The organism is Catenovulum maritimum (genome assembly GCF_001050375.1).
Taxonomy (GTDB): Bacteria; Pseudomonadota; Gammaproteobacteria; order Enterobacterales; family Alteromonadaceae; genus Catenovulum; species Catenovulum maritimum.
Map to the genome: position 1 here is coordinate 136,266 of NZ_KQ130484.1, position 22,373 is coordinate 158,638.

Annotated in this window: 19 protein-coding genes and 3 tRNA genes; 11 read left to right on the top strand and 11 right to left on the bottom strand. The window is 37.6% G+C overall.

The window, feature by feature from the left end; translation table 11 throughout:
- The first annotated feature begins 23 nt into the window (after positions 1–23).
- The 9 genes from XM47_RS04745 (at position 24) to XM47_RS04785 (ending at position 11,396) form a co-directional block, all read left to right on the top strand.
- The gene (locus tag XM47_RS04745) at positions 24–557 is read left to right on the top strand and encodes a CinA family protein (RefSeq protein ID WP_048690316.1); all 534 of its coding nucleotides are present in this window, start codon (positions 24–26) and stop codon (positions 555–557) included.
- A 75-nt stretch (positions 558–632) separates the two neighbouring features.
- On the top strand, positions 633–1,664 hold the full coding sequence (recA, locus tag XM47_RS04750; RefSeq protein WP_048690318.1) for a recombinase RecA: 1,032 nt from the start codon (positions 633–635) through the stop codon (positions 1,662–1,664).
- Positions 1,665–1,976: 312 nt separating this feature from the next.
- On the top strand, positions 1,977–3,761 hold the full coding sequence (locus XM47_RS04755) for a sulfatase (RefSeq protein ID WP_048690319.1): 1,785 nt from the start codon (positions 1,977–1,979) through the stop codon (positions 3,759–3,761).
- 192 nt (positions 3,762–3,953) lie between these two features.
- Entirely contained in the window at positions 3,954–5,789 is a 1,836-nt protein-coding gene (locus XM47_RS04760; RefSeq protein WP_077066476.1) for an extracellular solute-binding protein, read from the top strand.
- Between the two features lie 21 nt (positions 5,790–5,810).
- A complete protein-coding gene (locus XM47_RS04765; RefSeq protein WP_048690321.1) occupies positions 5,811–6,908 on the top strand; it encodes a microcin C ABC transporter permease YejB in 1,098 nt (365 codons plus the stop codon).
- Between the two features lie 3 nt (positions 6,909–6,911).
- Complete coding sequence (locus XM47_RS04770) at positions 6,912–7,937, top strand: ABC transporter permease (protein ID WP_048690323.1); 1,026 nt, start codon at positions 6,912–6,914, stop codon at positions 7,935–7,937.
- Complete coding sequence (locus XM47_RS04775) at positions 7,937–9,559, top strand: ABC transporter ATP-binding protein (protein ID WP_048690325.1); 1,623 nt, start codon at positions 7,937–7,939, stop codon at positions 9,557–9,559. Before XM47_RS04770 ends, XM47_RS04775 begins: the two co-directional genes overlap by 1 nt.
- A 15-nt stretch (positions 9,560–9,574) precedes the next feature.
- On the top strand, positions 9,575–10,156 hold the full coding sequence (locus XM47_RS04780; RefSeq protein ID WP_048690327.1) for an anthranilate synthase component II: 582 nt from the start codon (positions 9,575–9,577) through the stop codon (positions 10,154–10,156).
- Between the two features lie 88 nt (positions 10,157–10,244).
- Positions 10,245–11,396, top strand: coding sequence for an HDOD domain-containing protein (locus XM47_RS04785; RefSeq protein WP_048690329.1), 1,152 nt, complete (start codon positions 10,245–10,247; stop codon positions 11,394–11,396).
- Here XM47_RS04785 and mutH read toward each other — a convergent pair.
- Both mutH and XM47_RS04795 read right to left on the bottom strand, forming a co-directional pair.
- Entirely contained in the window at positions 11,393–12,067 is a 675-nt protein-coding gene (gene mutH / locus XM47_RS04790; protein WP_149865449.1) for a DNA mismatch repair endonuclease MutH, read from the bottom strand. The two genes, XM47_RS04785 and mutH, sit on opposite strands and share 4 nt — an antisense overlap.
- Entirely contained in the window at positions 12,064–12,903 is an 840-nt protein-coding gene (locus tag XM47_RS04795; RefSeq protein ID WP_149865450.1) for a putative RNA methyltransferase, read from the bottom strand. The genes mutH and XM47_RS04795 overlap by 4 nt, the downstream gene beginning before the upstream one ends.
- A gap of 347 nt (positions 12,904–13,250) precedes the next feature.
- Between XM47_RS04795 and XM47_RS04800 the strand changes: the two genes are divergently transcribed.
- Positions 13,251–13,970: a SapC family protein gene (locus tag XM47_RS04800; RefSeq protein WP_048690332.1), complete on the top strand. Its 720-nt coding sequence runs from the start codon at positions 13,251–13,253 to the stop codon at positions 13,968–13,970.
- A 24-nt stretch (positions 13,971–13,994) separates the two neighbouring features.
- On the opposite strand, the gene XM47_RS04805 is transcribed toward XM47_RS04800, so the two are convergent.
- On the bottom strand, positions 13,995–14,402 hold the full coding sequence (locus XM47_RS04805; RefSeq protein ID WP_048690335.1) for a hypothetical protein: 408 nt from the start codon (positions 14,400–14,402) through the stop codon (positions 13,995–13,997).
- A 30-nt stretch (positions 14,403–14,432) separates the two neighbouring features.
- Here XM47_RS04805 and XM47_RS04810 point away from each other — a divergent pair, with 30 nt between their 5' ends.
- Positions 14,433–14,978, top strand: coding sequence for a SprT-like domain-containing protein (locus XM47_RS04810; protein ID WP_048690336.1), 546 nt, complete (start codon positions 14,433–14,435; stop codon positions 14,976–14,978).
- Positions 14,979–14,997: 19 nt separating this feature from the next.
- Here XM47_RS04810 and XM47_RS04815 read toward each other — a convergent pair whose 3' ends face one another.
- From XM47_RS04815 to XM47_RS04850, 8 genes are all read right to left on the bottom strand, one after another.
- On the bottom strand, positions 14,998–16,188 hold the full coding sequence (locus XM47_RS04815) for a pyridoxal-phosphate-dependent aminotransferase family protein (protein WP_048690337.1): 1,191 nt from the start codon (positions 16,186–16,188) through the stop codon (positions 14,998–15,000).
- Between the two features lie 164 nt (positions 16,189–16,352).
- The gene (gene metK, locus XM47_RS04820) at positions 16,353–17,504 is read right to left on the bottom strand and encodes a methionine adenosyltransferase (protein ID WP_048690338.1); all 1,152 of its coding nucleotides are present in this window, start codon (positions 17,502–17,504) and stop codon (positions 16,353–16,355) included.
- A gap of 201 nt (positions 17,505–17,705) precedes the next feature.
- Positions 17,706–18,281: a GspH/FimT family protein gene (locus tag XM47_RS04825; RefSeq protein ID WP_048690340.1), complete on the bottom strand. Its 576-nt coding sequence runs from the start codon at positions 18,279–18,281 to the stop codon at positions 17,706–17,708.
- 94 nt (positions 18,282–18,375) lie between these two features.
- Complete coding sequence (locus XM47_RS04830; protein WP_048690344.1) at positions 18,376–18,963, bottom strand: GspH/FimT family pseudopilin; 588 nt, start codon at positions 18,961–18,963, stop codon at positions 18,376–18,378.
- A gap of 109 nt (positions 18,964–19,072) precedes the next feature.
- Positions 19,073–21,841, bottom strand: coding sequence for an ATP-binding protein (locus XM47_RS04835; RefSeq protein WP_048690345.1), 2,769 nt, complete (start codon positions 21,839–21,841; stop codon positions 19,073–19,075).
- Positions 21,842–21,968: 127 nt separating this feature from the next.
- A tRNA-Glu gene (locus XM47_RS04840) sits at positions 21,969–22,044 on the bottom strand.
- Positions 22,045–22,103: 59 nt separating this feature from the next.
- Positions 22,104–22,179: transfer RNA gene (locus XM47_RS04845), tRNA-Glu, on the bottom strand.
- Between the two features lie 59 nt (positions 22,180–22,238).
- Positions 22,239–22,314, bottom strand: a tRNA-Glu gene (locus tag XM47_RS04850).
- Positions 22,315–22,373 lie beyond the last annotated feature (59 nt).

Sequence of the window (22,373 nt, forward strand, 5' to 3'; positions counted from 1 at the left end):
TTAGGAAACTCAAAAAAGAAAATATGCTTTGGTCAAAAATTGAAAATCAATCAAAAATGTTAGGGGCTATTTTAACGCGAAACCACCTAACAATTGCAACCGCAGAATCTTGTACCGGAGGCGGAATTGCTTATGCTATCACTGAAATTGCTGGCAGCTCAGCATATTTTAATCAGAGCTGGGTTACATACAGTAATCAAGCAAAGCAAACTCAACTGGGGGTCTCAGCAGGTACGCTAGAACAATTTGGCGCAGTTAGTTCACAAACCGTAGCTGAAATGGCACAAGGAGTATATAAAAATAGTGGGGCTAACTTAGCGATAGTAACGAGTGGTATCGCTGGACCAGGCGGTGCAACCCCAGATAAACCAGTAGGTTTAGTTCACTTTGGTTTTTTATTTAATCCAGTAAATTCAATTTCAAATTCAGAAAGCCAAGTACTAACAAGTCATCATGTATTTTCTGGTGATAGAAAGCAGGTTAGAGATCAGGCCATCTCATATGCGTTGGAAAAAGCGATTGAAATTGCAAATAACTCTGAACAAAAAATAATTTAAAAAAATCTTGATACTGTATGAGTAAACAGTATACTTTAAATCAACTTAACAAATACGACTTTGAACGGAATAACTATGAACGATAACAAGCAAAAAGCCTTAGGTGCGGCATTAGGTCAAATTGAACGTCAATTTGGTAAAGGTTCTATCATGAAGCTAGGTGATAACCGAGCGCTTGATATTGAAAGCATTTCTACTGGTTCTTTGTCATTAGATATCGCACTAGGTATAGGTGGTTTACCTTGTGGTCGTGTTATTGAAATTTTTGGTCCTGAGTCATCTGGTAAAACAACCTTAACTCTAGAGACAGTTGCACAAGCACAAAAAATGGGTAAAACCTGTGCTTTCATCGATGCAGAGCATGCGCTAGACCCTGTTTATGCAGAGAAGCTTGGCGTGAATATTGATGAGCTATTAGTTTCTCAGCCTGATACAGGTGAGCAAGCACTAGAAATTTGCGACATGTTAGTTCGTTCAGGTGCAGTTGATTTGATTGTTGTCGATTCTGTTGCTGCATTAACGCCTAAAGCCGAGATTGAAGGCGAAATGGGTGATACGCACGTTGGTTTACAAGCGCGTTTAATGTCACAAGCATTACGTAAGCTAACGGCAAATCTGAAAAAATCGAATACCATGTGTATCTTCATTAACCAAATTCGTATGAAAATTGGTGTTATGTTTGGTAACCCTGAAACCACAACAGGTGGTAATGCACTTAAATTCTATGCTTCTGTTCGTTTAGATATACGTCGTACAGGTGCAGTTAAAGATGGTGATGAAGTTACTGGTAACGAAACCCGAGTTAAAGTGGTTAAAAACAAAGTTGCACCGCCATTTAAACAAGCGGAATTCCAAATTTTATATGGTAACGGGATTTCTAAGCAAGGTGAGTTACTAGACCTAGGTGTTAAAGAGGGCTTGGTTGATAAAGCGGGTGCTTGGTATAGCTACAATGGTGATAAGATTGGTCAAGGTAAAGCGAACTCTATGAAGTTCTTAACTGAAAACCAAGCTATTGCAGATGAAATTGAATCTATCATTCGAGATCGCTTATTACTTAAAGCTGTGCCTGATACTGAAGAGTTAGTTGCGCCAGTGGAAGAATAATATCTTGTAATAAGTTCATCGAACTAAAGCCAAAAACCAGCATATTTGCTGGTTTTTTTGTTTCTGAACTAGGGGCTGTTGATCTTTTGAGTAAATTAAATGATCAATTTGTTGGGAGAAAACTCAAAGCTGAATGATTTTATAAAGATTTAGAATTGGCTAAGTGAAGTCGATTTAGATACAAAAACACTGAGTTAGGTAAATAAATATTGCTTGATGTTACAAAGTGTTAAGTTTCTAGTTATTACCTTTGCTCTTGGATAAAGGCGGTTTATTTTACCTAGATAATTTAATAATGAGCTAGGCAAAATAATGAATAAAATAACGCTAAGTGTAGTGACTGTTAGTTTGTTGATGATACAAGCTTGTGCAGACAGCAAACTGGATTTTTCTGAAGAGCCAAAATCTTCAACCCCTGTGCCTGAAACGTCAACCAAGCCTAAAAATGTATTATTTATCATGGCGGATGATTTTAATCACTGGCTACCCGCTATTGGTTACTATGATCAAGCTATTACGCCTAATATAAATAAATTAGCTAACCAAGGTGTGTTATTTGCTGATGCTTCTTCTGCTTCACCTGTATGTGAACCATCAAGGCAAGCTTTATGGTCAGGGTTAAGCCCAACGAATACAGATCTTGATGGCAACAGCCATGCTTTTATTCGAGATATTCCAGGTCATGAAAATGTTGTAACTATGAACCAATTTTTTAAAGATAATGGTTATTATGTATATGGTGGCGGTAAGTTATATCATCCAGGTAAAATGGGCGCAGATGATACAGACCCAAACAATTGGTCAGATTTGTATACACAAGGCACAGGGGCGCCAGGGGGATCTCATTATCTGTGGCAATCTCAAGCAGATACACGCGGGTTAGTTAAATGGAGTGGATCAGATGCAGCAGTAGAAGATGCCAATGATACTAAACTCGCTTTGCATTTTGCAGAAAAAATCAAAAACTATGCTAATTCAGAACATAGTGATAAGCCTTTCTTTTTTGCCCTTGGTTTATTCAGACCGCATTTACCATGGAATGCGCCTAAACAATTCTTTGATATGTATAACCCCGACGATTTACCTTTACCACAAGGTTACTTGGCGAATGATTTGGATGATATTCCGAATAAAAACGGCTCGCATATTTTTGCTGAAATTAAGCAACAAAATGTTTGGAAAGAAGGGATCCGAGCTTACTTAGCTAATATGTCATATGCAGATTATAACGTTGGCCTAATACTCGATGCGTTAGAAGCCAGTCCGTACGCTGATAATACGCTTGTTGTATTTACAGGTGATCATGGTTGGGCATTAGGTGAAAAAGAACATTGGGGGAAATTTGCACTGCACGACCAAGCAAATCGAACCACTATGATAGTGAAAGATCCTGATGCTAAAGGTAATGGCGAAATTAGCCGCAAGGTCGTTAGCATGTTAGATCTATACCCAACTCTGGCTGACGCAGCTAATTTAGCTATACCTGCACATGTGAATGGTAATAGCTTATCGCCATTGCTCGCTGAGCCAAATGATCCCAATTGGACTAAGCCTATTGTGATTCGTTACAACGGCACATTAATCATTAAAACCAACCAATGGCGTTTGGTCGATAACGGCAATCAAAGTCAGCTTTATGACATAGTGAACGATCCCAATGAATGGACAAATTTATACGGAAAACTTGGTTACGAAACGATAACCGCAGAGTTAAAGGCAGAACTTGCGGCTTGGGTTAATGCCAAGGAAGATGGGATCCCTGGGTTTGATACAGTCGGCACTGGAGATAGTGATACGGGAGGGGAAATAGAGCCTGTCATAGTAGAAAATATTACAGATTTAACTGCAAAAAAATTTGGGTGTAGCATAGAGTTAAGCTGGAGTGATAAATCAGGCGAAATTGCCTACATCATAAGACGTAAAGTCGTTGGCGAAGCTAGTTATGGCAATTTAGTTACTGTCGACAAAGATACGGTGAAATATATAGATGATACTGTCACAAGTGGTGTCAATTATGTATATCAAGTCCGACCAGATTTTGCGGATGCAGGCAAAAAGGTATCTAATAACCCAGAAATTGTGCCAGATCCCTGTTAGTTTGAGTCACTGAAGTTATTCTTTATGTTTTAAAGCTCAGCATAATAGGCTGAGCTTTGTTGTTTTTATCATTCAAAAAAATATTTAAAAAGAATCATTCAAATTGAATTTATTGAACTTTTCGATTGCAAATGAAATCATAAGTCGATATTAATGGGGTCTAATAAAAATTAATCATCGTTAGGGTTTTTTATGATGTCAAAGCGAACACACTTGCTTTTTACTTGCTTAATTAGCTTATCTACTTTTTTTTCATTTCATAGTTCAGCGACAAACTCTTCTCAAAACCAAGTTAAAATCATTAAATCACATGCTATTGCTATGCGCGGTGAAGCTAAGTATCCAGCTGATTTTAAACATTGGGATTATGTTAATCCTAATGCACCTAAAGGCGGAACGATTAAAACCGCAACTCAAGGTACTTTTGATAACTTTAACCGGTACGCGCAAAGAGGTAGTTCTCCTTCAGGAATCGACGGGTTATTTGATAGCTTGATGACATCGAATGACGATGAAATCCAAGTCTTATATGGCTTAATTGCTGAATATATTGAATACCCAACGGACTATGGCTGGGCAATTTTTCACATAAACCCTAAGGCAAAATTTCAAGACGGAAAAGCGATCACTGCGCACGATGTTGAATTTAGTTTTAATCTTTTTTACACCCAAGGTGTTCCTCAATTTAAAAAATATTTTGAAGGCGTAACGGTAAAAGCTTTAGATGATAGCCGAGTCAAGTTCACCTTGCCTAAAAAAGACAAGGCGTTAATGGTTGCGTTAGCGGATACAACAATTTTCCCTCAGCATTATTATCAAGATAAAGATTTTTCTGAACCTTTTAAAAGTCCACCTCTAGGAAGCGGACCATACAAGGTATTTGATTACCAAATGGGCAAGCAAATTACTTATCAGATAGATCCAAATTATTGGGCGGTTAAGCACCCAACTAATGCAGGTCGATTAAATTTTGAATTTGAAAAAATTGATTATTACCTTGATGAAACGGTTTTGCTTGAAGCTTTTAAGAAAGGGGAATATGACTTCAAACAAGAAAATGTGGCTAAAAATTGGGTTACCCAATACAAGGGCGGCAACTTTGAAAATGGCAATATTGTAAAAGAAGAAATTTCACATCAAGTCCCAACTGGTAATAGCGCCTTTGTGTTTAACGTGCAAAAACCTCAGTTTCAAGACCGAAGAGTTAGATTGGCACTAAGTTACTTGTTTGATTTTGAATGGACGAATAAAAATTTCTTCTATGGTGATTACCAGCGCAATTATAGCTATTTTATGAATACGGATTATGCCTCATCTGGTTTACCTAAAGGTCAGGAGCTGGATATTTTAAATCAGTATAAAGATAAATTACCTGCTGAGTTATTTAGCCAAGCTTTTGAATTATCTAAAACCGATGGTTCAGGTAATATTCGTAACCAAATTCGTAGTGCGCTTAGACTGTTTAAGCAAGCTGGCTATCAACTTAAAGACAAAAAACTAGTTGATAAAAATGGTAAACAGTTTGAGTTTGAATTGCTATTGTTCCGTGCTTCAACTGAGAGGGTGGCCGTACCATTTCAACAAAATATTGAGAAAATTGGCGGAAAAATGAATATTCGTCTGGTATCTGACTCTTCTCAGTACATTAATCGAGTGCGCGAGCGTGATTTTGACATGATCAGCCGAGCATTTGCTGGCTATCCGACAGAGTCACTTAAAATTCAGTGGCATACCAGTTATTTAAATTCTACTTATAACTGGGTTGGGGCAAACGATCCTATGATAGATAACCTAGTTGATAAAATCGCTGAGCTACAACAAGATGAAGTGCAATTAACCCAATATGCTCGAGCGTTTGACCGTATTTTATTGTGGAATTACTATTCTATCCCTCAATGGCATTTGTCTAAATACCGCGTCGCATATTGGAATAAGTTTTCTCGACCAAACACGGTTCCTAAGTATGATTTAGGTGCAGACACTTGGTGGTACGATGAAACCAAAGCCAGCACGATTAAGAAAAACTAAGCGAATACTAATTAGAAAACTATGATTGCATATATTTTTAGGCGGCTTTTATTAGTTGTACCGACCTTTTTTGCAATAATTGCAATTAACTTTTTTATTATCCAGTTAGCCCCAGGCGGCCCTGTCGATCAATATATCGCGAACCAAGCAGGCTTAGGCGATATGAATATTATGCAGGAGCGTTTAGGTGGCGGCGCTTCTGACCAAGTTGGGAACCAACTCGATACTGCTGAAGCCAACGCTCAATATAGAGGTGGGCATGGTTTAACCGAAGAAGAAATTGCTGAAATTGAAAAGCGCTTTGGTTTTGATAAACCGATTGGCGAGCGCTTTTGGAACATGATTACTGATTATGCGACTTTTAATTTTGGCGAAAGCTTGTTTCGCGGTAAAGGCGTTTTTGAGTTAATTGTTGAGCGCCTACCTGTCTCAATTTCTTTGGGATTGTGGGCGACTTTGATTATCTATTTAGTTTCTATCCCTTTGGGTATAAAAAAAGCAATTAAACACAGTGGCAAATTTGACGTTTGGACAACCACAGTGATTTTAGCGGCGAGTTCTATTCCAGCCTTTTTATTCGCTGTTGTTTTGGTCATTTTGTTTGCTGGTGGTAGCTTTTTTGATTGGTTCCCACTTCGAGGTTTGACTTCGGACAATTGGGATGAGCTTTCGCTAGGTGGCAAAATAGTCGATTATTTTTGGCACATGACACTGCCTATTATTGCTTCCGTTATTGGTGCTTTTGCTGGTTTGACTATGTTGACTAAAAATCTATTTTTAGACGAAATAAACCGTCAATACGTAATGACAGCGAGAGCAAAAGGATTAACTGAAAAAGCAATTTTGTATAAGCATGTTTTTAGAAATGCTATGTTAATTATTGTATCTGGCCTGCCTGCAACGCTAGTTGGGGTTTTCTTTGGTAGCTCGCTGATTATTGAAATTATCTTCTCTCTCGATGGTTTAGGTTTGTTATTTTATGAAACCACAGTACAGCGAGATTATCCGGTTATTTTCGCTACCCTATATGTATTCACACTCGTTGGGCTGTTACTCAATATTTTAAGCGATGTTATGTATATGGTGATTGATCCTCGTATAGATTTTGAGTCGAGGTAATTGATGAAATTAAGTCAAATAAATCAACAAAGGTTACTTAGGTTTAAAGCTAATAAACGTGGATATTGGTCATTTTGGATATTTAGTTTGTTATTTGTATTGTGCTTATGCGCAGAAATTATAGCGAATGATAAACCTATTTTAGTGACTTATCAGGGGGAGCTCTATTTCCCGATTGTAAAAGATTATGCGGAAACCGATTTTGGTGGCGAGTTTGAATTTGAGGCGGATTATAGAGATGAATATATCCAAGAGCTGATTTCTGAAGCCGGCGGGGATATTTATTGGCCCTTAATTCCATTTAGTTATTCAACAATTAATTATGACTTGCCTTCACCAGCGCCCAGTCCACCAACGGATGAAAATATCTTAGGTACAGACGATAAAGGACGAGATGTAGTTGCGCGTGTTATTTATGGCTTTAGATTAAGCATTCTATTTGGTTTTGCCGTCACAATTGCGTCGGCCATTATCGGGATTAGTTTAGGTGCTATCCAGGGGTTTTATGGTGGCTGGGTTGATTTGTTATTGCAGAGATTTATGGAAATTTGGGGCGGTATGCCTCAACTCTTTATGCTGATCATATTGGTTAACTTCATTACACCTAATGTCACTTGGTTGATATTTATCACTATGCTATTTGGCTGGATGGGGTTTGTTGGAGTTGTCAGAGCCGAATTTTTACGTAGTCGAAATTTAGAATATGTCACAGCAGCCAAAGCTATGGGCATGTCTGATAGTAGACTCATGTTTAAACATATTTTACCCAATGCTATGGTGGCAACTATGGCAACTTTACCATTTGCGCTTTCTGGATCTGTGACTATTTTAACCTCGCTTGACTTTTTAGGCTTTGGTTTACCGCCAGGTTCACCGTCATTAGGTGAGTTATTAGCTCAAGGTAAAGCAAATATACAAGCACCTTGGTTAGGTTTCACCGCATTTGGTTCGTTGGGGGTTATTTTAATGTTGTTAGTGTTTATTGGTGAAGGCGTTCGTGATGCGTTTGATCCTAGGACGAGTTATTAATGACAAATTCTCAAGCAAATACAGTTGAAAAAAGCAGTGTCGTTAGCATCGACAAATTGAATATTGGCTTTCGCCAAGGTGATAAGTTAAATCATGTAGTGCATGATGTTTCGCTTGATATTCGCCAAGGTGAAATGCTGGCATTAGTCGGTGAAAGTGGTAGCGGTAAGTCAGTAACAGCTATGTCTATTTTGAGGCTGTTAAAAGAGCCTCCTGTTGAGTATCTCTCAGGTGATATTTCATTAAGTGGTGAATCTGTACTGAGTGCGAGCCAAGCACAATTAAGACAATGGCGAGGGAATAAGGTCGGGGTTATTTTTCAAGAGCCCATGATGTCGTTAAACCCATTACACACGATTGAAAAACAATTAAGTGAAACCCTATCGATTCATCAAGGTAAAAGCTTAAAGCAAAGTCGTCCCCTTATTTTGCAATGGTTAAATAAAGTGGGTATCCGCAATGCTGAAGCTCGCTTAGCCGATTACCCACACCAATTCTCGGGCGGCGAAAAGCAAAGAATTATGATCGCCATGGCTATGATTAACGAGCCAGAGTTATTAATCGCAGATGAACCTACCACTGCATTAGATGTGACGATACAGGCGCAAATATTAGATTTAATTAAAGCATTGCAACAAGAAACCAATATGGCAGTGTTATTAATTAGTCATGATTTAACCATAGTAAAATCTTACGCTGAACGAGTGGCGGTAATGGAATTTGGCCGATTAGTAGAAGTAAATCATACCGAGCAATTATTTGCTGCTCCTCAGCATATTTATACCCAAAAGCTTATTAATGCAGAGCCTTCAGATCAATTTTGTGCGTTTAACCAAAGTAGTGAAACTGTGCTTAATGTTGATGATTTAAAAGTCTGGTTTCCGGTCGAGAAAGGCTTTTTCCGCCGAGTTGTTGATCACGTTAAAGCGGTAGATGGTATTAGTTTTAAAATGCGATCAGGCTCTTGCATGGGTGTTGTTGGTGAAAGTGGTAGCGGTAAAACTACTTTATCCAAAGCTATTGCTCAATTAATTGATAGCGAAGGGAATATCGAATTTTTAGCAGAACAAATTGCTCAGTTAGATAAGCTGCAGCTGAAAAATCTAAGACGTGATATTCAATTTGTGTTTCAAGACCCTTTCGGCAGTTTAAGTCCTCGGATGTTGGTTAGTGAGATTATTGCGGAAGGACTCGAAATTAATAATATAGGGACTAAAACAGAGCGTGAGCAAGCCGTGATTGATGCTATGAAATCAGTTGAGCTTGATCCCGAATTTAGAAACCGCTACCCACACGAATTTTCTGGTGGTCAAAGGCAGAGAATAGCACTGGCGCGAGCCTTGGTTATGAAGCCTACGTTTATTATATTGGATGAACCTACGTCCTCGTTAGATAGGACAGTGCAATTTCAAGTTTTAGCTTTATTACAAAAGCTTCAGAAAGAAAATAATTTAAGTTATTTATTTATTAGTCATGACCTTAAAGTTGTAAAAGCGATTTGTGATCAAGTTATGGTGATGAAAGCAGGTAAACTTATTGAATTTGGGGATTGCGAAACTGTGTTCACTCAAGCAAAACATGAGTATACTCAAACCCTAATTAAGACTGCTTTTTTAAATTAGAGAAAATAATCATCAATGTTGTTATTAATAGATAATTACGATTCTTTTACTTTTAATTTGGCTCACTACTTTGAAGAAGTGGGTGTCGAAGTAAAAGTGGTGCGCAATGATGAAATTAATATTCAACAAATTGAAGCGCTTGCCCCGAGTCATATTTGTATTTCACCTGGCCCCTGTACGCCAAACGAAGCTGGAATTTCGGTTGATGTTATTAAACACTTCGCTGGAAAAACGCCTATATTGGGTGTTTGCTTAGGTCATCAATGTATTGCTCAAGCCTTTGGTGGAAAAATTATTAAAGCACCAAAAGCTATGCATGGTAAAACTGCGTTGATCGAACATAAAGGCAAAGGCCTGTTTAATGAAATATCCAGAGATTTTTTAGTGACTCGTTACCACTCATTAGTGGTTGAAACTAAAAACTTGCCCGAAAATTTAACTGCTACGGCTTGGTGCTACGAAGGTGTTGAGAAGATATTAATGGCGCTTGAATCTCAAACCCAAGGCTTATATGGGGTGCAGTTTCATCCTGAATCAATTATGTCTGAGTTTGGTCATAAAATTTTAGCTAACTTTATTAACATAAAGCTCGACTAGTTAACGAGTTCATTTTATATCAATTGGAGTTCTATTTTGCTTGAGCTAAACTTGGGTAACACTTTCAACTCTCTGGTTTATTTTATTAATGCCGCAAGATAGGTATTCCGATTTAATTGATGCTCGATTTCATGACTTATTGTTAAGTTACGATTTCGCTCGCCAGCACAATAGTTTAAATATTCCAAATCTAGCAGACGTTTTTAGCCAAGAAACTAATGAAGAAACTCGTTTATTACTTGATATTGAGCAAGAAGCAAAAGAGCAACGCGATGCTGAAGTTATCGCTAAAGAGAGTTTAAAGCAGGCTAAATCAGAAAAGCTCAATAAAAAAGTGGTAGAACTTGTCTCTGAACAGCTGGATGATATAGAAACTATTTATAATGATGTGATTGCCATTCATGATGCTGTTCCTGCTATTCTTGATATCTTATCTGTCAGAGCCGCCTCTATCGGCCGGATTGAGCCATTAATCTCCACCTTGCCATGGATGGGGGCCGATATGCTAAAGTTCGTTAATTTACCTGTTTACCGTAAGCCTGAAAGTGATATTAAAGTGGATAAGGTAAAAACAGCTTTAAGTTATATCGGCATTGAAAATTTAAAGCTAGTCGTGCCAAGTTTTGCGTTGCGCAAATGGATCCCTCATAGTACAGAGCCTTTTAGGTTAATGAAAAGAAAACTGTGGGAATCAGGTATAGGTGCAGCAATATCATGTCGTAAATTGGCGCAACTTAATGAGCAAGATACCACTTCAGCTTTTTGTGCCGGTATGTTTCATGATTTAGGAAAATCAGCATTAGTCAGAATATATCTGAGAAGTTTTGATAATGAATGGAAGCGTCAATTATTAGAAGCAAGAGAAAGTCGAGATAAAACTGAACACGATGCTTTGGTTGAGCTGGAGCCTGATCCAGCTACGCTAAGAAATATAATGTTGGAGCACAGTGCAAAATTAAGCGCCAAACTTGTTGATAGGTTTAACTTAAAGCGGCTTAGATTTGTTGATGCATTAGAGCAGTTTTCAAGTGGCACTCCGTTTAAAGATTATGACCCACTCACCAGAACACTTGCTCAAGGTGTGAGCTATTCACGTTACAAAATGTTGCAAAAACACTCTTTAATCGCTAAACATGAAGCGAAAATTTACTTTAAAGAAAATTTACTGACGAGTACAGAAATCAGTGAACTAAATAAATTAAGTTTATTAAGACTGAATTTGAGAATTGAACAACATTAAGAGTTAACAATATTTAATAAAATTTTCTGGGTAAAATTCTTTTTTAAGTAAAAACCTTTTGGCAGCGTTTCTACCATTTTACCATCATGTCCTATCCCTGCTGTTTTAATGCGGCTGTGCGCTGCTTTGGGCCTTATTTGCAGGTATTCACCCGTTTTCGCTGTGATTTGATTGACTCTACCTAAAGCTATCATATCCATCAGCTCTTCCCAGTCAGCCTGTAGATTCCTATCTTCTTCTTCTGATGGTGACCAGAGTATTGGGTAGCCTATTATTCTATCTGTCACTGGAATTTGGCGTTCAGCTAAAATAGGGATCCACAAAACTCGATTTAACTTTATTCTAATTGGACTTGATTGCCAGGTTTGTCCCGTGATGTTCGTTAACGGGGCAACACAAACATAGGTTGTTTCTAGAGGCTTTCCGTGAATATCTATCGGTATAGTTTTTAATTCTATCCCTAAATCCTCAAAATCAGGCACTGGCTTTGAACCCGCATCAGCCCCCAAATGCCATTCTAATAATTGTCCTGTCCAGCCTTTATCTCTATTAAGGTTTTTCGGTACGTCTACACCGGCTGCTTGGGCAAGCTGAGCCAGGCTCAAGCCTGATATTGCTTGAGCTCTCTCGAATAATTCTAGCTCTGATTGCGGTGGTAAAGGTTTGATCATTTTATTTGTAGCAGTCTAAAATTGACATTTATGGTCAGGGCTAATTTATCTAACTTTTTCACTTGCTCTAATTTCTCTCTATTGGCTCTGTGTATATGAGGTGTCATGATGAGTAATTCAGCAAGTTGCTCCTTGTTCAATTCAACTTGGTAACTAAGCGTATCAGATTTACCCCAAGTTAACCCAAGATCTAACGCTTCTTGATAATTATTCTGTTGGTAAGGTTTGATTTCTGGGTAAATTAGTTCTCGTAATTCAATTAAGTGATTTTCAGCACTTTCTACCAGTAATATTTTCCCGTTCGTTGTTAACTTTTGCTTAAATTCAGAAAATACCGGAAAGCCGAAAATGCATAAAATTAAATCTAAACTCTGATCTGCAATTGGAATTTGTCTATTTGAAGCTACAAGCCACTGAATATTTTTGGACTTTTTAGCTGCGGCTTGGATTGCAAATTTCGAAATATCTAATCCAAGTAAATTCGTCTCTAATTCTTCTTTTTTTGCCGCTTGTTCTAATTGAGTTAAGTAATAGCCTTCACCACACCCAGCATCTAGAATATTTGTCGCTAATGTTTCAGTGTGAGATAAAGCAACTTGGTTTATCTTTTCACTGATTGGCTTGTAAATATTTGAGGCTAAAAATGATTGTCGTGCAGCAACCATTTCTTTGCTATCGCCAGGCGATTTAGAACGTTTGTTCTGTACTGTGAGTAAATTTATGTAGCCTTGTTTCGCTTTATCATAGCTGTGGCCATGGGCGCATTTTAAGCTATTGTTATCGCATTCCAGAATTAGGCCATCAATAGGGCAGTTGAGCATAAGATTTTTAGACACAGGCTAGGCTTTATCGATAATAAGGAAGTCTATTGTAAATGAATCTAGTTAATTCTCAAAAGTCAGATTAAAAATTACAGTCGCCGGTAAATCTACACCTTGGTTTGGAATGAAGAGTAAATAAGGTATAAATATAACAAGGAGAGAGTTTATATTGATTTAGTTTACTTAAAAATGATGGCTTGGCTGAGATATTTATTGTCGTTGAAGAAATTATTTTTAACTTTTTATTAATCTCCCCCTTGAATTGTTTGATTAAATGCATATCTTTGTTTTAATTGTGTAGCCACTTGTAAGATATTGGGTGCATTTAGATTACAACTATAAATATTAACTGGAGAAACCAGATGTTCAAAAAATTGGTTCCAATCAACTCAAGCGCTCATAAAGACATCAAATTAAAAAGAGCACCAAATTACGATTTCGCTAAAACTGTTCATGTTGCACCTCTTTTAGCTCATGAGTTTCCTCAAGCTTCAGCTAGTTTCCCAATTATTTTCCATAAAAATGAAGAGTCTGGTGAATTTCATCCACTTGCACTATTAGGTTTACGCAAAGAAGAAAACTTATTAATTCAAGACGGCAGATGGACTGCTACCTATGTACCTGCATCTATTCGTCGTTACCCATTTGCTGCAGCATCTGTAAATGGCGATGATGAAAATATGGTTGTTTGTATGGACGAAGAAGCTGAAATGTTCAATACAGAAGAAGGCGACCCTTTGTTTGATGAAAACGGTGAAGAAACTGAAATCATCAAGCAAGTTAAAGAGTTTATGAATTCTTATTTAGACCGAGAAGCAGCAAGCCGTGCTTTTGTTAAATTTTTAGCAGAAAAAGAATTACTTTTACCTCGTACAGTTGGTTATAACAATCAAGAAGGTGAAAGAGTTAATATGGGCAGCTTCTATGCATTTGATGAAGCTAAATTTAACGAGCTGTCAGATGAAGATTTCTTAGAAATGCGTAAGCGTGGTTACTTACCGGTTGCATATGCAATTCTAACTTCTATGCAGCAAATGGATGGCTTATTCCGTTTATTGCAAGAAACTAAAACAGCAGCTTAATTTGCACAATATGATGAACACTTTTTAGTGTTCATCATAATTTAGTAGCTTAGTCAGTAGGGCTAATAATTCTTTTTCTTCAGTTGCAACTTCCCCATCTATTTCACTAACGTATTTAGCAAAAGTAATGACAAAGTCTTGGTATACTCTATCTGATAATTGATCGATTAACGATATTAAGTATTTCTCAATATTGTTATTTTCAATTGCAGTTCGACTTTGGGTAATAATTAGTTTGTGTGTGGTTTGCCGATCAAATTTACCATTCCACTCCAAGCCATTTAGCCAGATATCGATATAATCTTGCTCACTTAATCTTATTTTGCCATCAACTTGGCTAAACAAAGTTGCGATTGCGAGTAGAGCTTCTTTCTGCTTTTGTTGCAATTCTGGGTTAGATGATTCTAAAATGCTCTGAACAATTTTTTTCATGGCCAACTAATTAAATTTGAATATGTGTAAATGTTAAGTCTTAGTGAGAAAAAACACCAGATAAGTCTAGAGTTTGAGCAACTTATTTGCACTTATCAAGACGAATTTCCTCACTTATCTGCTTACCAGCTTAGATTTACTCGAACTAAGCGCGTTATGGGGAGTTGTCATTATGGTAAACAGCAGATTAATATTTCGGAGCTTATTTTAGAGCACAACCCAATATCAATTCAATTGGATACTTTAAAGCATGAAATTGCGCATGCCATCGCCTATTCCAAGGGGGAACACGGACATGGTCTGTTATGGCAGTATTGGGCGACTAAACTTGGTGCTAGCCCTAACGCAAGATATAAGCAAAGTTTGGCTATGGAGTATAAATATAGCTTGGTTTGTGTTCAGCAAAGTGCTTTGAAAGTGTTGGGTAAGCAATATCATAAAAAGATAAAACTTAAAGGCAGGTATATCGCTTCAGATAAAAGCAGTTTAAATTGCCTGTATTTAGTTTGTAATCAAGAGCTCAGCCGTTACCATTCTGGCGAACTTAAATTGCATGAGCTCAGTTTGTATCAGTAAATGATTTTGTGCATTAACACTAAAATCTTTGTAGGCCTCTTTCTAGTTCAGCCATACCCGTTGGCAAGTCAATATCACCACCTAAATCTCTAATCGCACAACCAAACGCATGTAAGGTTCTAAACAAGTGATGTGCACGGCTTTGTTCACCCATTTGGCCAATGCGAACAATGTCTAAGCCGAATGATCCTGAGATTTCGACACGGTAACGATTTGAAATATGCGCACATAGCGCTTTTTGCGCTATACCATTTGGTACATTTATCCCGATTACTGAATTTAATCTAGATGCTTCCTGAACAAAAAGCTTTAAGCCTAAAGCTTCTATACCATGTTGTAACGCCTTAGAGCAGCGTAGGTGGCGCTCAAACCTAGCCTCTAGGGTTTCGTTACAGATTAATGCCAAAGCTTCGTGTATTGCTAATATACCCGAAACAGGCGCGGTGTAATGATATGCATTATGGTGCCAAAAGCCTTCGGCCAGTTTGGCATCTAAACACCATTGGGCTGGTGGTTTTGGTCTTGAATGAATTCTGTGATGTGCTCTCTCGGAAAAAGCGATTAAAGATACACCAGGAATCGACGACAAACCTTTTTGACCACCTGTAATGACAGCGTCTATTTTCCATTCATCCATATTTAATGGCATGGTACTTAAAGTACAAACGGCATCCACTATAATATAACAGCCATATGCTTGTGCTATTTCTGCTATTTGCCTTAATTGCTTATTACAGACTGTATTCGATGTTTCACCTTGTACTAGGGTGATGACTTCGGGCCGATATTTTTCTATGTAGGCTTTGACTGAATCCGGATCTGCAGCCAGTCCCTCCGGTATTTCATATCGGGTCACATCGGCACCAACTCGAGTCGCCATTTCGGCTAACCGACCACTGAAAAAACCATTGCATATACTTAATACTTTGGTGTTTTCCCAAATTAAATTTGTGATGGCCATTTCCATTGCCGCTGAACCTGGGCCAGCCACCCCTAAAATCCATTTGGATTGGGTTTGAAATACATAGCGAGACATGCTTTTAACTTGCTCGATTATCTTACCCATTGTCTCACCTAGGTGATTAATAACGATAGAGTTAGCTCGTCCAACTTGATTTGGTATAGGTACAGGACCAGCTCCCATCATTAGTAATGGCTCGGAAGGTAGGATTTCGTCTAATGAGACTAATTCTGGAACTGAGATGCGCAAAAATGTATTCCTATACAGAAAGTGTTAGTTAATTTTGGCTGATAGTTAAATATAAAGCTATAAATAACCCAAGCAAGGGATAAAAATATCTTAAAAAGAGTAGTATGACAAAGCCTAGATAGCAAAAAGGCCAGTAAGCTGGCCTTTTTCAACAGAAGCGAGTTTTAGATGTTAGCTGCTGCTTTTAACAGCTCGGCTTTATCTGTTGCTTCCCAAGGGAACTCTTCACGGCCAAAGTGACCATAGGCTGCTGTTGGTTGGTAAATTGGACGTTCTAAATCTAACATTTTGATTAAGCCGTATGGTCTAAGTTCAAAATGCTCACGAACGAGTTCAACTAAACGAGCGTTGCTTACTTTACCTGTACCAAAAGTTTCAATACTGATTGAAGTTGGCTCAGCTACACCAATAGCATATGACACTTGTATTTCACAACGTTCTGCTAGACCTGCCGCAACTATATTTTTAGCAACATATCGGCCTGCGTATGCAGCAGATCTATCTACCTTAGATGGATCTTTACCTGAGAATGCGCCGCCACCATGTCGAGCCATACCGCCGTATGTATCTACGATGATCTTACGACCAGTTAAACCACAATCACCCATAGGTCCACCAATTACAAAGCGGCCAGTTGGGTTAATGAAGTATTTTGTTTTATCGGTTAAAAAGCTTGCCGGTAAAACTGGCTTAATGATTTCTTCCATAACCGCTTCACGCAAATCAGCTGTTGAAATACTATCGCAGTGTTGAGTTGATAAAACAACAGCGTCAACGCCAACAGGCTTGCCATTTTCGTAGACAAACGTAACTTGGCTTTTCGCATCTGGACGTAACCAAGGTAAGGTACCATTTTTACGTACTTCTGCTTGGCGTTTAACTAAGCGGTGCGAGTAAGTAATTGGTGCAGGCATTAATACGTCGGTTTCATTACTCGCGTAACCAAACATCAGTCCTTGATCTCCAGCGCCTTGATCTTCAGGTCTAGAACGGTCAACACCTTGGTTGATATCAGGAGATTGCTTACCTATTGTATTTAGTACTGCACAAGAATCGGCATCGAAACCCATATCTGAGTGAGTGTAACCAATTTCGCGTACAGTTTTGCGCGTGATTTCTTCAATATCTACCCAGGCTGAGGTTGTTACTTCACCACCAACCATAACCATACCGGTTTTTACATAGGTCTCACATGCAACTCGAGCATGCGGATCTTGCTCTAAAATAGCATCCAATACAGCATCAGATATTTGATCTGCAATTTTATCCGGATGTCCTTCTGAAACTGATTCAGATGTGAAAACATGTTGTGTCATGGTTTACTCTCTCTATTTTATCGCTCGATATAAAGCCGCTAAGTACTTGGAATATATCTTGAAAAATTGGGTTTCATAGTTAAATTAGGCTGAATAGAAGTATATATAAGCCAAAATTTAATGATTATTTCGGCTAAGTTTAGTGATTATTTGAGTTTTTGCAAGTCTTTACGTCTAGACGTCTAAACATCTAAAGCGTTTTTATGTTTCACAGCTAATGCTTTCCGAGTTGCTATTTAGTTGATCTTTGCCATCACCATTTAAATCTTTAGAAACTCTTGGCCTGCCAGTTAAATTGATCACTACTGCTCTGGAAAAGTACTCTGATTCTGAAGTATTTGTGCAGTAACGAAATGTTCCACTTTGGCCATTGAGCAAGCCATCTGGTCCGTATTTTAATGCTTTCCCACCACTAAAAATTAAAATATCAGAGCTGGGGAAGTTATTCTTAATGAGAATTAATGTATCCTCTGCGGCATTGTAGTGCTGGTCTCCATTTACATCAGAGAATATGCTATAGCCATTTTGCCAATCTTTATCACAGTCATTGGTTGTTGATAAATGGCACATGGTGACTCGAGTGTTGTACTGAATTGCGTAGTTTCGGGACAGGACAATGTCTTTACTGATTTTATAAATTGCGTTGTCTACCCTGTGTTCAATCAAGACGCCTTGCAGCTTAGGTATACCAAGGGTTAGGGTTAATGAAGCAATCAATAAGATGAAAATTAATTCTAATAGAGTGAAGCCTACTTTTGAGTATATTTTATTTGTCATGATCATCCTTAATCATTAGTGTCCGTTTATCTTTTTATTATTTCTAATAGTAGTTTCGTAAAAGCTTAAATAGACCTCAGCTGTTGGAGCAATGCTAGTTACAAATTATATGGTCGTTATCACCACTTGTTTCATCCATGCTGTCATTGTCTATATCTGAAGATGGCCTTGGCCGACCACTTTGATTGATGATAATTGCTCTTGAGTAGTAAATTGCATTATCAATACCCGGGCAGTATCTAAAGGTACCTATTTCAGATACTGCAAAAGTAGTCGAAATTGTGCCATCAAATTGATATTGCAGCGAATTTCCATCTGAAAACTGTAAGATATCACCTGTGCTCACAGCGCCTCTCACAAACAACTTTTCATCAGTCGCACTATCAAAAATTTGATCTGCATTTTCATCAATAAAGCCTGTATAGCCATTTGACCAAAGGTTATCACATTCATTACTAGTATTTAGGTGACATAAAGTCACAGTTGTTTCATAGCTTACGGCATAACTTCTAGCGGTAATTATGTCTTTATTTAAGCTCAATATGGCATTGTTGACTCTGCTTTCTAATAAAGTTTGCTGTAATGCTGGTAAGCCTAATGTTAATCCAATTCCAATTAAAGCTAATGCAATCATTAACTCAAGCAAGGTAAAACCTTGCTGAACAACGGTTATGAGTTTCATTATTTTAATGCTCTATTTATAAATATCAGTATTTTACATTATGGCAAATAAATTCACTTTCGTCAGACCTCTAAACTATTTAGTGCGATAGCTCTCACATCTTAGTTATTTAAGCGAGTTTTATGACATCTTTTTGCTTAGATAAATAGTTCGAAAGCCTCTCATATAATATGCTTAGAGTAATAGGTTTTGCTATGTGTTCGTTCATCCCTGCGAGTAAACATTTTTCTACGTCCTCTGCCAAGACATTCGCAGAAAGTGCCAAGATTGGGATCTTATCTAAATGAGGCAGTTTTCGAATTAATTTGGTTGCTTGAAAACCATCTAATTCAGGCATTCTGCAGTCCATCAAAATTAAGTCATAATGATTGTTTTCTGCTTTCTCTACTGCCACCTTTCCATTAATAGCAAAATCATGAGATAAACCAAATTTTTCAAGCATGTTTTGGCAAATCGCTAAGTTAATTAGATTATCTTCAACGACTAAGACATGGCCAAAAATTGGACTATAGCTTAGATTCTCAGTTGTCGTATTTGTATTTGGTGTGACACTCGTACTTATACCCGCTGTGATTAATTTATTAATGATTTCACGAGGACGAATTGGCTTTTTCAGTGAGAGCTCGGTATCGTTTGATATTTGTAATTGTGCTTCTGTTGCCGTGCTATCTATGTTGAGAATGCTGGTATCTTGGGTGGGTGATAGCGAATCTGCAGAGCTAACTAGCAAATGAGATTTTAAATTTATCATTAAAGTTTCTTTAAGCGCGTGATTATTAGCTCTGATAATTAACTTATTATGTGTTTTAGGTGTTTCGATTAGTTGACTGTTAATGCTTGTTATTGGGATTTCAAACCAAAATGTTGAGCCATGGTTAATCGCACTTATTACTCCGATATCACCTTGCATTTGAGAAATCAATTTTTTACATATTGCCAAACCTAAGCCAGTACCACCGTATTTTTTACTTATCATTTGGTCGGCTTGGCTGAAAGTATCGAAAAGGTTCGCTTGATTTTGGATTTCAATACCAATTCCGGTATCAATTACTTCAACTCTTAAGGTATTGGTAATATCTACCTTTAACGTAATATTACCTTGGTGTGTAAATTTAAGCGCATTGCCAAGCAGGTTTAGTAGGATTTGTCTCAGCCGAACATCGTCAGCATACAGCTCAAAAGTTTGTGAAATAGGGTAATCGAAAATAATATCAATCGACTTTTCTTGTTGTAGCATTCTAGCTTGAATGAGCTCTAAACATTGATAGCACACTTCTTCGAAATCGAATTTATGGCTCGACAAGTGTAATTTACCCGCTTCAATTTTAGAAATATCAAGAATGTCGTCGATTATAGTTAATAATGTATTACCAGACTGCTCAATCACGCTGATAGAGTCTGATTGATTTTTATCTAAGCTTGATGCTTTTAACAAAGAAACCATACCTAAAATGCCATTTAGTGGTGTTCTTATTTCGTGGCTCATTAAAGCGAGGAAGTTACTCTTTGACTCAACAGCATTGTTCGCTTTTTTTATCGCTATATTGAGTGCTAAATTTTGTCTGGTTAATCTATCGCTATTGTTTTCTAGCTCGTTATGTAATTCGGTAAGCTCTTCAACCTTGGAATGTAAATCTTCGTTTAAGTTGGTAATTTCTTTTTTATTTAATATTAAATTTTTATTTTTTTGTTCAATTTGCTTGGTGTAATTTTTAAATTCATTAAATAGTTTATTTAAAGCTTTAATTAATGGACTGAATTCATTTTTTCCGCTGTATTTTATTGTGGAAACGGTTAGTTCATCAGTTCTGTAGTCTGTTTTGATTGAATCTTTAACCAAAGAGATAATGCGATTAAAAGGTTTAAATATTTGCTGTAACGACAAGCTGACTAAAGCTATAAACGTTGCTGAAATTAAAATACCTAACCATAAATTTTGTTGCTCGGCATATTTTGTTTCGGCAACTAAGTCGGTATACGGAATGGTAACGCCAAATATAATGCCAGAAGAGGTTATTGCGAAGGCAACCTTGTCTGATGTTGGTTGCTCTGTCAGATCTATCATATTCAATTCGTTCGGCAGGGTTTCTGTTAGAGCTATTTTTCCCCAGTCTGTTTCACTCGCTTGCTTCATCGTCAGCTCAGGGTTTGCTGAAGAGAATATGATTTTTCCACTGTGACCATCGATTAAAAAACTGTTTGATTTTGGGGTAACTTTTATTTGGCTAAAAAAATCAGTGATTTCAGTTAATGCCCAATCTACTGTTGCCAAGCCAATAATGGTTTTTTTATCATCCCAAATAAAACTATCGACTGTCATCATTAATTGCTCAGAACCCGCTTCGTCTTTATAGGGCTCTGTCCAATAAATATTTTGTGGTCTTTGTATACTCCTTGGCCAACCTGAAGGTAGTGCTAGCTGATACCAAGATTGATTATGATAATCATAAGCTTGGGTGCTTAAATCCCAGCTAAATTTGACCTGATTATTCTCACGAAATACGTAAGGGCCAAAAAATTTATGTTGCTGAATGATATTCGGTTCAAACCAAATACCTCCACCAATAGCATCGGAATATTGTTCAAACAATTGTATTAATTGTATTTGTAGCTGTTGGGTGAGTTGTTCTTTAGGAAAGAGACTTAATTGACGATAGAATTGCTGACCTATGTTACTAACAGATAGGACTTGTTGCTCTAATACCTTTGTTTGATTGTTTAATTTTTGTAAGCCGGCATCAAAAGTTGCATGTATTTGCTTATTCTTAATATCAGATAAGGCTTTTGAAGAAGTATTTTGATTAACTGTAATTAATAAGCCATAACCAAATAATTCCAACAAGAAAACAACTAGTAAAATCCGTGTCTTAATATTCATAACTAACTTAACAAGAAAAGTAGTTATTTAGTTATAGCAAAATAATTAGGGTGTTACATAAGGTGATTGCTGTGAGTTTTGTAAGATATTTCTGGTAAGACTACAAATTAATGTGTAGTAAGAGAAATGGCGTCCCGTAGGGGATTCGAACCCCTGTTACCGCCGTGAAAGGGCGGTGTCCTAGGCCTCTAGACGAACGGGACGCTGTAAAGCAATCTCAAAAAATAAGACTATATGCACTCAAGGCTATATGCATAAAGAATGGCGTCCCGTAGGGGATTCGAACCCCTGTTACCGCCGTGAAAGGGCGGTGTCCTAGGCCTCTAGACGAACGGGACGCTGTAAAGCAATCTCAAAAAATAAGACTATATGCACTCAAGGCTATATGCATAAAGAATGGCGTCCCGTAGGGGATTCGAACCCCTGTTACCGCCGTGAAAGGGCGGTGTCCTAGGCCTCTAGACGAACGGGACGCTGTAAAGCAATCTCAAAAAATAAGACTATATGCACTCAAGGCTATATGCATAAAGAA

Bases quoted from the DNA above. Each gene is read 5' to 3' on its own strand.
- XM47_RS04830 (WP_048690344.1), bottom strand. From the start codon at position 18,963: ATGAAACTCATAACCGTTGTTCAGCAAGGTTTTACCTTGCTTGAGTTA.
- XM47_RS04760 (WP_077066476.1), top strand. From the start codon at position 3,954: ATGATGTCAAAGCGAACACACTTGCTTTTTACTTGCTTAATTAGCTTA.
- XM47_RS04825 (WP_048690340.1), bottom strand. From the start codon at position 18,281: ATGACAAATAAAATATACTCAAAAGTAGGCTTCACTCTATTAGAATTA.
- XM47_RS04775 (WP_048690325.1), top strand. From the start codon at position 7,937: ATGACAAATTCTCAAGCAAATACAGTTGAAAAAAGCAGTGTCGTTAGC.
- recA (WP_048690318.1), top strand. From the start codon at position 633: ATGAACGATAACAAGCAAAAAGCCTTAGGTGCGGCATTAGGTCAAATT.
- XM47_RS04800 (WP_048690332.1), top strand. From the start codon at position 13,251: ATGTTCAAAAAATTGGTTCCAATCAACTCAAGCGCTCATAAAGACATC.
- XM47_RS04780 (WP_048690327.1), top strand. From the start codon at position 9,575: ATGTTGTTATTAATAGATAATTACGATTCTTTTACTTTTAATTTGGCT.
- XM47_RS04785 (WP_048690329.1), top strand. From the start codon at position 10,245: ATGCCGCAAGATAGGTATTCCGATTTAATTGATGCTCGATTTCATGAC.
- XM47_RS04765 (WP_048690321.1), top strand. From the start codon at position 5,811: ATGATTGCATATATTTTTAGGCGGCTTTTATTAGTTGTACCGACCTTT.
- XM47_RS04805 (WP_048690335.1), bottom strand. From the start codon at position 14,402: ATGAAAAAAATTGTTCAGAGCATTTTAGAATCATCTAACCCAGAATTG.
- XM47_RS04835 (WP_048690345.1), bottom strand. From the start codon at position 21,841: ATGAATATTAAGACACGGATTTTACTAGTTGTTTTCTTGTTGGAATTA.
- XM47_RS04770 (WP_048690323.1), top strand. From the start codon at position 6,912: ATGAAATTAAGTCAAATAAATCAACAAAGGTTACTTAGGTTTAAAGCT.
- XM47_RS04745 (WP_048690316.1), top strand. From the start codon at position 24: ATGCTTTGGTCAAAAATTGAAAATCAATCAAAAATGTTAGGGGCTATT.
- XM47_RS04755 (WP_048690319.1), top strand. From the start codon at position 1,977: ATGAATAAAATAACGCTAAGTGTAGTGACTGTTAGTTTGTTGATGATA.
- XM47_RS04810 (WP_048690336.1), top strand. From the start codon at position 14,433: ATGTTAAGTCTTAGTGAGAAAAAACACCAGATAAGTCTAGAGTTTGAG.
- metK (WP_048690338.1), bottom strand. From the start codon at position 17,504: ATGACACAACATGTTTTCACATCTGAATCAGTTTCAGAAGGACATCCG.
- mutH (WP_149865449.1), bottom strand. From the start codon at position 12,067: ATGATCAAACCTTTACCACCGCAATCAGAGCTAGAATTATTCGAGAGA.